This is a genomic window from Marivirga salinae, from assembly GCF_030503855.1.
Lineage (GTDB): Bacteria > Bacteroidota > Bacteroidia > Cytophagales > Cyclobacteriaceae > Marivirga > Marivirga salinarum.
Genome location: NZ_CP129971.1, coordinates 2313459 through 2329627, shown reverse-complemented (window position 1 = coordinate 2329627; position 16169 = coordinate 2313459). Strand labels below are relative to the sequence as shown.

Here is a 16169-nt window from a genome sequence, read left to right as displayed (position 1 = left end):
ATTTTAAGAGGGCAAGTAGGGTTTTAATTCCTATTGCACTCTTTCTACTCTCTCTTACTCCTTAATTATTCTTTTCATCTTACCATCGTCCAGACGGATGAAGTACATGCCTGCTGGTAGCCCTGTCATCTCTAGCAGAGTTTCTTTTCCACTTGCTTTTTGCTCTAGGATTATCTTTCCCTTTGCATCCATCAAACTGATCTCGTTCACCTTCTCTCCGTGCGATATAGTAATTTGATTGATGACCGGATTAGGGTAAATATTAAATTCAAAGGCTTCTGTATTGGCCGTTACTCCACCTATCGAATAACTTTCGGTAATGCTACAGCCTGCTTCATCAGTTACAGTTACTGTGTATTCCCCTATTCCTAAGTCAGTAAGGCTAGCTGTTGTTGCGCTATTGCTCCACTCATAGCTATAGTTTCCGGTTCCACCATTTACTGTCAGGCTGATACTTCCATTTCCGAAAATACTGTTGCTGTCTGTGGTCTCAGCAGTAATTTCTAAAGCTTCTGCTTCGCTAATTTCAACTGTAGCAGTAGCACTGCAGCCATTGGCATCGGTTACTATGATTTCATAACTTCCTGCCATCATATTCTCGAATAATCCGTTATCCTGGTTTTCATTTCCTATGGTGTAGGTAAAAGGTGCTGTTCCACTGCTTGTATTTACTTCAAAGCTCCCGCTTGCATCGCCATTGCAACTTACATTTTGAATGACTGTGGCAGTTGCCTCGAAACCGATGCAAGGATCTTCCACTACCTCAAAAGTTGTGGTAGCAGATGCTGCATTGTAATTGTTATTTCCAGCTTGGCTCACTTCTATTTCAACTGTTCCCGGCTCGCCTGTCAAGTTTATTAAATTACCGCTGACAGTGGCAGGACCTGATAAAACACTATAAAAAAGTTCCAGTCCGCTAGTAGTAGTGGCTATTACCTCAAAATCAGCTGCCTCAACATCTTTATCGGATATTTCATCTATTGTGATGCTTTGATCCGCTTTATTCACTACTAATTCTTGGCTGACAGCAGCTGCTGCGCTATATTCATCATTTCCTGCTTGACTGGCTGTAATTATAGTAATTCCTGCTCCGATTATAGTTACAGTAGTTCCGTTTATAGTAGCGACTGATTCATTGGAGCTATTGAAACTTACTGCTAATCCTGAACTGGCTGTTGCCGTAAGTTCAAATGGTTCATCTCCAAATGTTTTTTCAGGGATCGCATCAAAAGTAATCGTCTGGCTTAGACTATTATCTATTAGTGTAATCAATGCCGTTACTGTTTTATCAGCATCCATTGTTACAGAAATAGGATTGGTAGTTCCTGAAGCATCGCCAGACCAACCATCAAATTGATATCCTGCATCTGGTACTGCGGTTAGTTCAATTACAGTTCCGTTATCATAAGTTCCGTTTGTTGGAGCAACATCTGGCGTAATACTTCCATTCGTTGCGTTTAAGCTCAACGTTCTCTGTAGTGGGCTAAAGTTTGCTGTTACTGTTTTATCAGCATCCAGCGTTAAAGAAATAGGATTCGTAGTTCCTGTTACATCGCCAGACCAACCATCAAATTGATATCCTGCATCTGGTACTGCGGTTAGTTCAATTACAGTTCCGTTATCGTAAGTTCCGTTTGTTGGAGCAACATCTGGCGTAATACTTCCATTCGTTGCGTTTAAGCTTAGCGTTCTCTGTATGGGGCTAAAGGTTGCTGTTACTGTTTTATTAGCATCCATTGTTACAGAAATAGGATTCGTAGTTCCTGTTACATCGCCAGACCAACTATCAAATTGATATCCTGCATCTGGCACTGCGGTTAGTTCCACTACAGTTCCGTTATCATAAGTTCCGTTTGTTGGAGCAACATCTGGCGAAATACTTCCATTCGTTGCGTTTAAGCTTAGCGTTCTTTGAATTAAAATAAAGTTTGCCGTTACTGTTTTATCAGCATCCATTGTTACAGAAATAGGATTCGTAGTTCCTGTTACATCGCCAGACCAACCATCAAATTGATATCCTGCATCTGGTACTGCGGTTAATTCCACTACAGTTCCGTTATCATAAGTTCCATTTGTTGGAGCAACATCTGGCGTAATGCTTCCATTGGTTGCGTTTAAGCTTAGCGTTCTTTGTAGTGGGCTAAAGTTTGCTGTTACTGTTTTATCAGCATCCAGCGTAACAGAAATAGGATTTGTAGTTCCTGAGGCATCGCCAGACCAACCATCAAATTGATATCCTGCATCTGGTACTGCGGTTAATTCCACTACAGTTCCGTTATCATAAGTTCCATTTGTTGGAGCAACATCTGGCGTAATGCTTCCATTGGTTGCATTTAAGCTTAGCGTTCTTTGTAGTGGGCTAAAGTTTGCTGTTACTGTTTTATCAGCATCCATTGTTACAGAAATAGGATTGGTAGTTCCTGTTGCATCGCCAGACCAACCATCAAATTGATATCCTGCATTTGGTACTGCGGTTAATTCCACTACAGTACCGTTATCATAAGTTCCATTTGTTGGAGCAACATCTGGCGTAATACTTCCATTCGTTGCGTTTAAGCTCAGCGTTCGCTGTATGGGGCTAAAGGTTGCTGTTACTGTTTTATCAGCATCCATTGTTACAGAAATAGGATTGGTAGTTCCTGTTGCATCGCCAGACCAACCATCAAATTGATATCCTGCATCTGGTACTGCGGTTAATTCCACTACAGTTCCGTTATCGTAAGTTCCGTTTGTTGGAGCAACATCTGGCGTAATGCTTCCATTGGTTGCATTTAAGCTTAGCGTTCTTTGTAGTGGGCTAAAGTTTGCTGTTACTGTTTTATCAGCATCCATTGTTACAGAAATAGGATTGGTAGTTCCTGAAGCATCGCCAGACCAACCATCAAATACAAATCCTGCATCTGGTACTGCGGTCAGTTCCACTACAGTTCCGTTATCGTAAGTTCCGTTTGTTGGAGCAACATCTGGCGTAATACTTCCATTGGTTGCGTTTAAGCTTAGCGTTCTCTGTATGGGGCTAAAGGTTGCTGTTACTGTTTTATCAGCATCCAGCGTAACAGAAATAGGATTGGTAGTTCCTGAGGCATCGCCAGACCAACCATCAAATACAAATCCTGCATCTGGCACTGCGGTTAATTCCACTACAGTTCCGTCATCATAAGTTCCGTTTGTTGGAGCAACATCTGGCGTAATGCTTCCATTCGTTGCGTTTAAGCTCAGCGTTCTTTGAATTAAAATAAAGTTTGCTGTTACTGTTTTATCAGCATCCATTGTTACAGAAATAGGATTGGAAGTTCCTGAAGCATCGCCAGACCAACCATTAAATTGATATCCTGCATCTGGCACTGCGGTTAGTTCCACTACAGTTCCGTTATCATAAGTTCCGTTTGTTGGAGCAACATCTGGCGTAATACTTCCATTCGTTGCGTTTAAGCTTAGCGTTCTCTGTATGGGGCTAAAGGTTGCTGTTACTGTTTTATCAGCATCCAGCGTAACAGAAATAGGATTGGTAGTTCCTGAGGCATCGCCAGACCAACCATCAAATACAAATCCTGCATCTGGCACTGCGGTTAATTCCACTACAGTTCCGTCATCATAAGTTCCGTTTGTTGGAGCAACATCTGGCGTAATGCTTCCATTCGTTGCGTTTAAGCTCAGCGTTCTTTGAATTAAAATAAAGTTTGCTGTTACTGTTTTATCAGCATCCATTGTTACAGAAATAGGATTGGAAGTTCCTGAAGCATCGCCAGACCAACCATTAAATTGATATCCTGCATCTGGCACTGCGGTTAGTTCCACTACAGTTCCGTTATCATAAGTTCCGTTTGTTGGAGCAACATCTGGCGTAATACTTCCATTCGTTGCGTTTAAAGTTAGTGTTCTTTGAACAACTGCTGATGGATCGAATTCATAAGCTCCGATATCCACCGTAGAATTAAGTATACGTTGATTACCTTCCAAATCTGTTGTAACACCTGCTGGTATTTTAGAGTTATCTCCAGCATCAATTGCTGGTGAGCCTGTTTGTAAAGTGAAAACATTATTTGCCATATCAGCAAATAAGGGGTTTGAATTTAAGGTATTAAATAAATTAGCAGGATTAACATATGTGAAAACATCCTGATCTATAGAATTGTAGACTGTAATACTATTTGGAGCTTGTAAATTCCCTCTTCCAATCGATCCAACGATAGAACCTGAGGCGTCAACATTATTATAAAAGATTGAATTGCTCACGGTAATATTATGGACGTAATTTGGATCTGCAAATCTTTTACCCACATTAACAACAGCTTTTTCTGCTATGGATGAGCTAGTATTTTCAAAATTATTTGCAAAAGTACAATTGCTAATATTTGTATTTATTGTAGAGTTGTTCTCATTTGGTGAAATATAAATCGCAGTTCCAGATCCACCAGCTGCGATTTGGTCATTTATGTAATTATTTTCAAATAAACAGTTTGTAATTTCAACATTTATTGTTCTACCGACTTTACTTAAAATAAAAATCCCCACTCCATTGTTTGCAATATTATTATTAAACTTAGAGTTTTCAATCTTTACAGTAGTGTTAGCGTTAATATTAGCTCTTATACCAGAACCTGAATAAGAAGTGTTAAGCGTAAACTCACAATTTCTAATTACAAAGCCTGCGGAATTATCAAAAACATATATACCAGCCCCAACTTTTTGAGAACTTGTCCCACCAGTTGCTACGCCTTTGGTAATAACTACTCCATCAATACTAACGTCATTAGCGTTTATCGTAACCACATGATAAGCATTATCCCATTTTGTGTTTGATGCAGTGGCAAACAAACCGAGATCATTATCAAGTAAATCACCAGACAAAATAGTTTTATTTGCCTGCAAATCACGTTCAGATAGTGAAGATTCTGTTCCATTAAATCCACCATATATTGTGACATTTGAAGCATCAAATTGATATGATGATGCCCTCGAACTGCCAGGGATATAGGTTCCGTCAGCTATCCAGATCTGATCACCAGAAGCATCCAATGCTAATGCACTTTGCAAGTCAGTAAAAGCATTTGACCAAGAGGTACCATCATTTAACCCTGTTGCATCTTTATCTACATACAAAATAGTTTGAGAAAAAGATTGTAACGAAATTGCTAATAATGAAATCAGTAAATATTTTTTCATGGTTTAAATATTAAGATTAATAATAGCCGCAATTATGTATATTATTAATTCAATAATTATCTAAACCTTCCCAATGGACAGAACTAGTTTCCGAATGACAACTTTTTGTACTATTGTATGATTTTATTGAATTGATCTTAACAATTCTTCTTTGTAGGACCTACTTACTGAAATTTTCAGCTGATTCTTCATTAAGATCTCAGCATCTCTCTTAGAATATTTTTCTACGAAGTTGGTGTTTATAATCCATGACCTATGCACCCTTATAAACTGGCTGTTTTCAGTGAGCACATCTTCAAAATATTTAAGCGGCTTCGCATAGATATATTTACTTTTTTCGGTGTAAATCTCAACATATGCCCTATTCGCCTCAATACAAATAATTTCTTTGGTATCTAAAAGAATATAATCGCCTCTCTCTGGAATGGCAATCTTAGTTATCTTACCTTCAGCTTCATTCTCCTGAAGTGCTTTTAAGCGCTTGAAGACTGTATTTTTATCACTAAGATTCAATACTCGTCCTAAGCTAAGGTATAGTCTCTCAATATCAAGTGGTTTCAATAGGTAATCAAAAGCAGACACCTCAAAGGCTTTAATTGCATAGTGGTCATAGGCAGTAACAAAAATTATGGGAAAGTCTATTACCTCAAGTTCATTGATCAGTTGAAATCCATTCTTATTTGGCATTTCAATATCCAGAAAAAGTAATTCAGGCTTATTTTTAGTAATAAGCCTTTTAGCTTCGTCTGCATTTTCTGCATATGTAATATCAAAAGTTGTAGGCTCATAAGCTTCCAGCAGAATAGCCAAATTTTCTCTGGCTTTCAATTCATCATCAACAATTAATGTTTTTACCATGTGTCAAATTAATTATTTAAATGGAATTCTAAGCACAACCTTCGTTCCTACAGCTTGATCATTAACTGCAAGATCTTCATAAGTAAAGCCAAGATCTAGCTGGTAATACTCTCGAAGTATTGCAAATCTTTTTTGAATGGATGAGGTTGAAAAGGCTTTCTTATTTAGGCCTTGCTCTTTCTTTATTTGTTCAGAAGCATCTCTTCCTATACCATTATCGATGATGGTGCAGATCAAGTATTCTTGTAGCTCAAAGCTTATTTTAATCTCTTTAGAACCTTTTTTATGTAACAAGCCATGTTTAACGGAATTTTCAACAAATGGCTGAATAATCATAGCAGGCATTTCAATAGTACTTAAGACCTCTTTGCCCTCAATATGATAATTCAAATCTCCATTGAAACGTAATTCTTCAAGATCCAGGTAAGACTCTATCATCTTAAGTTCTTCTTCAGCATCAATAAAATCCTTTTCAGAATGAATCAATATATTCCTTAGAATTACCGATAACTTATTCAAATAACGATAGGAAGCATTTTTATCCCCTTTTAGAATAGAGTTTTGCACAGCATTTATTGCATTAAAAATAAAATGCGGATTCATCTGCGCCTTTATGGACGATAGTGTTGACATGGCTAAGCGCTCATGCAGTATGGCATTAGTTCGCTTCACTTTGTATCGATAATTTAAAAAACCTCCTACTATAAGTACTGAAAATAGAGAAATTGCAAAATAAAACCAAGCCTGTTGATAAAAGGGAAAAGCTATACTGAAAGATATCTTTTCGACAAAATTGCTGCTTATTCCAGCTTCATTTACAATCTTACAACTCAATTCATAATCGCCTGGTTGTAGGGCATTAAAACTTAAGCTAAGACCATCTGTAAATTGCCACTCCTGATCTTGTTCAAATTTATAGGCTAGCTGGAAGCTCTTTTGACTACGCAAAGCATAGGTGGAAAAATTAAACAGTAAGTTATTTTGCAGGTGTGTGAGATCACTTATCTCTCCCTGGGAGAACGTTGCCCCATTTACCTTAAACTCATCTAAATTGATGGATGGTTTATGTTCATTATACTTTCTTTTGAAGTTTGCAGGATAATAAAATAAGCCATCGTAGGTGGCCAGATAAATTTTATCATTAAAGATTAATCCTTTATGAATTTCACTCGTGATTAATCCATTTGTATAATCAATCTTTTCTAACTCAGCTGTTTGGTGTAAATAGGTATAAACAGCCTTACTAGCTACTATGAACAATTTGTCTTTGTAAAGGTCTAAATTTTTAATCGCCATAGAAAAACTATTTATCTTCTGAATTTCCCCTTCCTTCTCAATAAGAAATAGAGAGCCATCCGTACCGGCAATCCAAATCTTACTTCCATCTTTAAGTAAATCTATAGCTACAATAGGTTGATTGTTATACTTTATCTCGACATGATCACCATTCTTATAATGATATAAAGCATCAGAATAAGCAACGTAAAATTCCGCTTCATTGACAATCAAATTAGAAATGGAGCGCTTTTGACGAATAACATACTGAGTAATTCCAGTTTCAAAATGCTTTCCAGTGGAATCACTTAAATAGGGTCTTAAGTTGTTTCTCAATTTTGAATTTCTACTGCTAATCAATATTGCACTACCAGATTGAGAGACGATTAGATTGGTTGAATCAAAAGTATTTAATGATTTTATATTTGTAAGGATATTTGGTTCAGGCCCATTCCGCAATAAATTATATTGAGTACTCGCAGGAAATAAATGAATAACCGCCTCAGGATAATTAAAAAACAATGAGGAGACCCTTTCCTCACATTGATATAAAAATTGAGGCAAAAGCTCACCTTCTGACATTTGGAATAAATTATTTTGTTCGTCTAAAATAAAGGCGGTTCCTTCCGGACCTGCTATTATATCTACTATATTATCAACCCTTAATCCGCTGTTATCCTTTCTATAAACCTGAACATCCAAACTATAAATGATCTGTAGGCCTTCATTGAGCGTACTCAGTAAATAATTACCCTCCACATCTTGAATAATTGAGGTGACATACAATTGCTGCAATGAGGCTTTCGGCTCTAATAGATCAAGGTTTTCATCAAACACATAAAAACCTTTCTGCGAACCTAACCAGTACTGCTGTTTCTCTTCAAAGTACTGCAGTGATTGTGTCACTACACCATTCAGACCCCTATAAACTCTTTCGGTCACCTTATCACCATCTATCTGATAAAGTACAACTTCTCCTTCTCCCAGTAATTGCACCCCAAAAATTTTATCCGCCACCTTTAGTAGTTTAACTTTCGATCTAGAAGGCATTCTGGTTTGTGAGATGGGAATAACTTCACCCTGCCTAAAGCTGTAAATAGTAGAGCTATGTATAAAATAAAGTGTCTCTTGTGTAGCTATAATATTCTCAATTGGTGAGACCTTCAGCTCATCAAAATTTTGTGGCACTAACTTTTGATTTTCAAAGGCAAAAGCTTGGTATTCCGACTCCTCCTCAATATTAAACTTAAAAATTCCATATTCAGAACTTACTAACATGATAGGGTACCGGCTGATATCAAGACTGATTAAGCCATCTCTGGTGTATGGTGATAAATCTTTAAACAAGCGAAGCGAATCCTCTTTTATGAAGAATATTTGACCGCTAAAATTTTGTAACCAGATCCTACCATCTGGATCTTCTTTAAGATTTGAAAATTCTGACTGATAACGGCTATCTGCATATCGTTTAACTTCTCGTTGATTGAAGGAAAACACCCCTTGATCAGTGCCTATCCATAGTTTCTCGTCACTTGCTTGCATCACATCATAAATTGTGCGTACATCAAAATCGTAAACATCCGAAAATGACTGAGTAACGTAATCCTGTGCAATTGAGGGCTGCAAAAGACCAACAAAAAGATAAAATATGATAAATTGCCTCATGAACTTTGCAAGATAGAGGCCGTAAATTAGCTACTTTATCATAATATTTACAGAAAACTTCATGTATATTAAATTTCAAGTCACAAAAAAAGCTGATCGCACAAGGCAGCTAAACTAGCTGTTTCATTTTCCTCAAACTGTCAGGCATTTTTCTCTCCTCATTTCAGTTTGCTGTTATTCCATCTTTCTATTCAAAAGAAGAAAAATAAAAAAGCCTCTGTATCACTACAGAGGCTCATGAAAAAACCACTACCCTATCTTTCAACAACACTTAGGGCCTACCTAAACGTGGGCTATTGCTAGCTTCTTCTATTTTCTTTATTCCATGACAAACTCATAGGTGCCATATTCTCCTCTACCGGTTTCTTCTTGATAGACGATGGTGATTGTTACAGTGCCGTTATTGACTGTTGCCGTAAACAGTCGCCCATCTTGCCTCACAAATTCATTTTCTGTCTCTATGCTCTCAAAGTCAAAGGTGCCACTGCTTGGCCATACCGGTGATCCGTTTTCAGTGCTGTAGCTTTTATCCGTGATGGTCAAGCTAAAGTCATTGAAATCACTAATTACCGTGTTTTCTTTTCTTACCTCCTGAGCCGTCCAAGTTCCTTGCAGTGATTCTACTAAATCCTGTTGGGCTTGTTCGGTGGGTGTGATCGTTACCTCATTTTTGCAGCCGATCATGGAAGTCAGTGCTATCAAGCTAATTAGTGTTATATATCTAAATGTCTTCATTTGTTTTCTATTTTATGTATTGAGTGATTTGTTTAAGGTTGAATTTTAAGAGCGCAAATAGGGTTTTAATTCCTATTGCGCTCTTTCTACTCTTACTCCTTTATTATTCTTTTCATATTACCATCGTCCAGACGGATGAAATATATGCCTGCTGGTAGTCCTGTCATCTCTAGCTCGGTTTCTCTTCCAATTGCTTTCTGCTCTAGGATTATCTTTCCTTTTGCATCCATCAAACTGATCTGATTCACCTTCTCTCCGTGCGATATAGTAATTTGGTTGATGACCGGATTAGGGTAAATGTTAAGCTCAAAAGCATCGCTATTAGCCGTTACTCCACCTATAGTATAGCTGTCTTCAATGCTACATCCTGCCTCATCTGTTATAGTTACTGTATATTCTCCTATACCTAAGTCTGTAAGGTCTGCAGTGGTAGCTCCAGTACTCCAATCATAGCTATAGTTTCCGGTTCCTCCAATTACTGTCAGGCTGATACTACCATTTCCGAAAATACTATTGCTATCCGTGGTCTCGGCCGTTACTTGTAAAGCTTCTGCTTCGCTAATTTCAACTGTAGCAGTAGCACTGCAGCCATTGGTATCGGTTACTATGATTTCATAACTACCTGCCGTCATATTCTCAAATAGTCCATTATCCTGGTTTTCATTTCCTAGGGTGTAGGTAAAAGGTGCTGTTCCATTGCTTGTATTTACTTCAAAGCTACCGCTTGCATCGCCATTGCAGCTTACGTTTTGTAGTGCAGTGGCCGTGGCGCCAAATCCTTCACATGGATTATCTACCACTTCAAAGCTAATGGTCGCAGAAGCAGCTAAGTAATTCTCATTGCCCGCCTGACTTACTTCTATTTCTACTGTTCCTACTTCACCGCTTAGCGTGACGATATTTCCGTTGAGGGTAGCTGGGCCTGACAATACCACGTAGCTCAATGCTAATCCGCTTGTAGTGGAAGCAACCACCTCAAAATCTGCTGCTTCGATGACTTTGTTAGAGATAGCTTCTATCGTGATCTCCTGATCTGCCTTGTTGACCACCAAGGTCTGACTGATGGCTGGCGCTGGGTTATACTCCTCATTCCCCGCTTGGCTAGCTGTAATGATCGTTGTTCCTGCTCCCACTATCGTCACCATTGCTCCCTCTATTGTAGCTACTGTTTCGTCTGAACTGCTATAGTTCAATGTCAATCCTGAGCTTGCCGTGGCACTTAGTTCGAAAGACTCATCCCCAAATGTTTTTTCAGGAAGGGCCTCAAATGTGATGCTTTGATTCTCTTTTGCGGTAGAGAACACATCAAATGATTGTGACACCGGTTCTGCTGCCTGGTAGTTATCATTGCCTTCCTGACTAGCCCTAACCGTTACCGTTCCCGTACCGCTTAGACTCAAGGTAGTTCCATCCAAAGTAGCTGGACCGCTTACTACTTCAAAGCTCACCGCCAAGTCAGAACTCGCTGTTGCCGAAAGGCTCACCTCTGTGCTTTGATCGATATCCACATCTGACAGCGCATCAAAGGTAATTTCTTGCGCTGCTTTTTCGATGGTTAGGCTTCCCGCTTCAAAGCTGACATCATAATTCGCTGCTGTGGCTCCTGAAACATTGATGGCATAAGGGCCTGCATTACTATTTTGATCGGCTGTAGTGTTGATCTCAACTGGCGTGCTTAAGTCATTTTCATCATCGTTATAAACAAAGCCTGTTATCTCATAAGTCAAAGCTGGAAGGGCTTCACCATAGCTCATCACCTTATCTTCGGCAATGACCGTTAAGCCTGCTTTTGTAATAGCAAAGCTTTGATCCACCGGCTCTGCTGGATTAAAACCATCATTCCCTCCTTGCGTGGCGCGGATCGTGGCTGTTCCAACTCCTGTGATGGTCACTTCATTTCCCGTCAAACTCACTGGTCCCTCTACTACTTCAAAACTTACCGCCAACTCGCTATCCGATGAGGCGGTTAAGCTAAAGGAAGCATCTCCATATTCTTTGTCTGCTAATGCTTCAAATGTGATTGTTTGATCTTGCTTTTCTACCACATCATTGATAGTGATAGAAAATTCTTTATCAAAAGTACTGCCATTTCCATCATCAGTTTGAACTCTAATAGAGTAGCTTGATTTGGTTTCAAAATCAAATGCTTCGGCTGCTTTTAGTTGGTCATCGGTGATAGAAAAGCTGACATTGTCAGTATCACCTGCTCCAGCTACTAGTGAGTAGGAATGCGTATCACCTGCATCTGCATCGGTGGTAGTAAATAAACCCACAAGATCTCCTACTGAATTACCTTCATCTATAGTTGAAGAACTCAAACTAATATCAGTCGGTATGGAATTCACCCCAGTACAATCTTTGACATCCCCAATTATAGTCCAATTATTAGGGCTATTAATTAAACTATTCCTGGCATCCTCACTATTGCAATAAGCTAACCCATCTGCACCTAGCGTAACACCAGATTGCACTGATTGTGTAGCCCAGCCTTGAATTGTGAGATCATAATTATCTACAGACATTGAAGAATTTTCAAAAACTTGAGATAAGTCGGTGACGTTTCGAATATCCCATGCTGACAAATCCTGGTCAAAATCAAACGCTCTTCTAAACATTCCGGACATGTTAGTGGCTGAAGAAGTGTTCCATCCACTTAAGTCTTGATTAAAGTTTTCAGCAAAATTAAATGCACTACCAAAGTCTTGGACATTGGAAACGTCCCAATTGGAGATATCTTGATTGAAAATACTGGCATTTAAGAATATAGCATACATGTTGTTCACATTTGATACATTCCAATTTGATACATCCCCATTGAATGATTCTGCTCCGTAAAATAGTGAGCTCATATCAGTTACATTGGTTACATCCCAGCCAGATAAGTCACTATTAAAATTAGCACAGCCTCGAAACATTTCACTCATGAAAGTGGCATTACCAGTATTCCAGCCAGATAAATCTCCTGTAAAATTGGTACAGCCCTTAAACATTTGGCTAAAGTTTGACACTCCCGAAAGATCCGGATTATCAGTAGCATTAGAAACCAAATTCGAACAGCCGCTGAATGCACGAGACATTGATGTCCATTGTATATCTCCCCATTGCTCTATTGATTGAATTTTTAGGACTTGACTGTTTTCATTAAAAAGAATCCTTGGAAAATCTCCATTAATCTCCAACTGATAAGTATCTCCATTAGATAAGCCTGTGACAGTATAATTTCCTGCTTGATTTGTAGCAGAACCGTCTCCCACACCAGGGTTAGTCAGGTTGGTCCAGGTGATATCATAATTATAGCCAGTTCCAGTGGTCGGAATAGTTATTTCCGTGTCATCTGTTTGCCAAGTGGTTATGAAAGGGGCAGATTGTGAAGGACATTGAAGCCCGTCATCAGATATAGTCCAGTTGTAGGTGTTTATCAGCGTATTTCTGGCGGTTTCCGCAGTGCAATAGTTTAAAAAATTTGCTCCAAATATTACATCAGACTGAACAGTTTGTGAAGCCCAATCTTGAAGAGTGGCATCATAATTTGCTATTGATAATCCACTGCCTACTAACATATCATCCATACTGACAACATTAGTAATAACCCAACTTCCTATTGCCTGATCGAAAGAAGTAGCAGACTGAAACATCTGATCCATATTCGTAACATTGGAAAAGTCCCAAGTACTAATATCCTGATTAAAAGCGCTTGCTTTATAAAACATCTGGCTCATATCGGTTACATTTTGAACCTGCCAGTTGTCAATGTTTTGATCAAAAACTGCAGCACCCGAAAACATAGAATTCATATCGCTAACTTGACTCACATCCCAACTATTTAAAGGCTGATTGAAGCTCGAAGATTCACTAGCAAAGAAGTCATCTTTCTTAAACATGCTTCTCATGTCCGTTACATTCATTACTTCCCAAGCATTCAATGGCTGATTGAAGGCAAAAGCATCGAGAAACATGAAGCTCATATCTGTAACTTGCCTCACATCCCATCCTTCAATATTTTGATTAAAGCTGTGTGCTCTAGAAAACATTGAGTTCATGTCGACAACATTCCCCACTTGCCATGAACCTATATTTTGGTTAAATATTTCTGCTGAAGAAAACATACTGCTCATATCTGTCACATTAGAAACATCCCAACCACTTATATCGGCATTAAAAGATTCCGCTCTAAAAAAGAGATTGTTCATATTTTCAACATTTGAAACATCCCAGTCTCCTATATCGGCATCAAGGCTAAAGCAAAAAACAAACATACTACTCATATCTGTTACATTAGACAAATTCGGTGAATCCGAAGCAGTTATATTTAAATTGGAACATCCCTGGAAAGCTTCATGCATTGAAGTCCACTCAATATCTCCCCACTGTTGAATAGTGAAAATCTTATCTTCAACCCCATCTTGAATTTTCCTAAAGTATATTCTCGGGAAATCACCAGAAATACTTACAGTATAAGTTCCTGCATTAGCATAGGTGTGCGATGCATCACCTGTAAGACCAGACTCAATATTCCCATCTCCCCAATCTACAGCATAATTATAAGTCTCGCTTGAGTTGGTGGGAATGGTAATACTTTCACTTGGTGAAGTGGTTTCCCAAGTCGTAATAAAAGCTGTGGCTGGATTAATTTCTGCAACATCATTTATAGTGATACTTAATTGTTGTTGATAGGTATTACCATCCTTATCCTCTACTTGAATTCTAACAGAGTAAGATGACTGCGTTTGGAAATCAAATACTTCTCCAGCTCTTAAGAAACTCCTTTGAGATATTGCTCCCTTATCAATTGTAAAACTTGCATTATCTGTATCTCCAGCACCCGCTACAAAAGTGAAGGTGAAGTTTTCACCGGCATCGCTATCAGTTGCAACTAATTCACCAATTTGAGTTCCAATTGCATTATTCTCATCTATAGAATTAGATGTTAATGATATAGCTGTTGGAGTACAACTTTGTTGGTCTCCACTGAAATTCCAATTATAGGTATTCTGTAAAATATCTCTTCCGCTAGCATCACAATAAGTCAAACCATATACATACATGTTTATATACCCTGGGGGAGTTATCGATCCATCAGTCCAGCCATTTAAGGTATTATCATAATTCTCAGTGCTTAAAGCAGAACCGTAGAATGCACGGTACATGCCGTTTGAACCGAACAAATTACTAATATCCCAGCTTCCAAGATTTTGGTCAAATGAAGATGCTCCATTAAAGGTGTAGTTCATTGAGGTTACGCTTGACACATCCCAACCGGAAATATCTTGATTAAAGGACGTTGCGTCTTCAAAAGTACTGCTGAAGCTTGTAACTTTACTCACATCCCAACCGGAGATATCCTGATTAAAGGCAGTAGCATCGTGGAAAGTATTTGATAAATCGGTAACATTAGAAGTGTTCCAGGCATTCGTTCCTGAATTGTAAGCTATAGATTGATTAAAATTTGTTGCTCCATAAAAGATTCCGCTTAAATCCGTCACCTTGGTGGTATTCCAACTGGAGATATCACCGTTAAAACTAGTAGCAAAAGCAAACATGCGTGACATGTCTGTAACATTACTTACATTCCAACTATTTAGAGATTGATTAAAACTGGAGGCATTATTAAACATATGTGACATATTCTCTACCAGTGAAGTATTCCATCCCGAAATGTCTTGGTTAAAAGTGGTATTAGCAGAAAACATATAGTCCATCTTGGTAGCGCTTGTTGTAGTCCATGAGACGATAGATGAATTATTAAAGCTAGAAGCTGAAAACATGGAACTAAAATTTGTTACTCCAGAGACATCCCAACCAAATAAGCTCCCATTGAAGTTTGAATTTGAAAACATTAAAGCCATATTAGTAGCACTGGAAACCACCCAAGAAGTTAGATCTTGACTGTAATTCTGAGTACTGGAAAAAGTAGCAAGAAAATCCTCAACATTAGACACGTCCCAGCTGCTTAAGTCTGCATCAAGACTTGTACATGATTGGAACATACTACGCATACTGGTAACAGTACTCAAATCTGGAGCGTCAGTGGCTGTAATATTGAAGTTTGTACAGCCTTGAAATGCTCTCTCCATCGAACTCCACTGAATGATACCCCACTGTTTGACGGTGAGGATTTTATCCTTTTCCACTCCGCCATTGAAGTAAATGCGAGGAAAAGTACCAGAGATTACTATCTCGTAAGTTTCATCATTTGTCAAACCTGTGATGGTGTAATCGCCTGTTATACCGGAAGCAGATCCATCTCCCACACCTGAATTATCAAGGTTGATCCAGCTGATATCATAGTTATAACCAGAACCTGTAGTAGGAATAGTTATCTCTGTATCAGTTGTTTGCCAAGTAGTAATAAATTCGTTTTGGCCTTGAGCTTTGAAAGCCAACAAGCTCAATAAGCAAAATAAAATAGGTAGAAAGTTTTTCATATCGATTTTCTGATTTGTGTAAAACAAAGTTCAAATAAATCTCAG

The 16169-nt window shown here is 38.5% G+C and carries 5 protein-coding genes; all 5 read right to left on the bottom strand.

Annotated elements, in window-relative coordinates; genetic code table 11:
- Positions 1-54 precede the first annotated feature (54 nt).
- Positions 55-5166: an InlB B-repeat-containing protein gene (locus tag QYS49_RS09805; protein WP_308347052.1), complete on the bottom strand. Its 5112-nt coding sequence runs from the start codon at positions 5164-5166 to the stop codon at positions 55-57.
- Positions 5167-5289: 123 nt separating this feature from the next.
- Positions 5290-6024, bottom strand: coding sequence for a LytR/AlgR family response regulator transcription factor (locus QYS49_RS09800; RefSeq protein ID WP_308347051.1), 735 nt, complete (start codon positions 6022-6024; stop codon positions 5290-5292).
- 12 nt (positions 6025-6036) lie between these two features.
- Positions 6037-8964: a sensor histidine kinase gene (locus QYS49_RS09795; RefSeq protein ID WP_308347049.1), complete on the bottom strand. Its 2928-nt coding sequence runs from the start codon at positions 8962-8964 to the stop codon at positions 6037-6039.
- A 318-nt stretch (positions 8965-9282) separates the two neighbouring features.
- Entirely contained in the window at positions 9283-9699 is a 417-nt protein-coding gene (locus QYS49_RS09790; RefSeq protein WP_308347048.1) for a hypothetical protein, read from the bottom strand.
- Positions 9700-9791: 92 nt separating this feature from the next.
- The gene (locus QYS49_RS09785) at positions 9792-16124 is read right to left on the bottom strand and encodes a BspA family leucine-rich repeat surface protein (protein WP_308347047.1); all 6333 of its coding nucleotides are present in this window, start codon (positions 16122-16124) and stop codon (positions 9792-9794) included.
- Between the last annotated feature and the right edge of the window lie 45 nt (positions 16125-16169).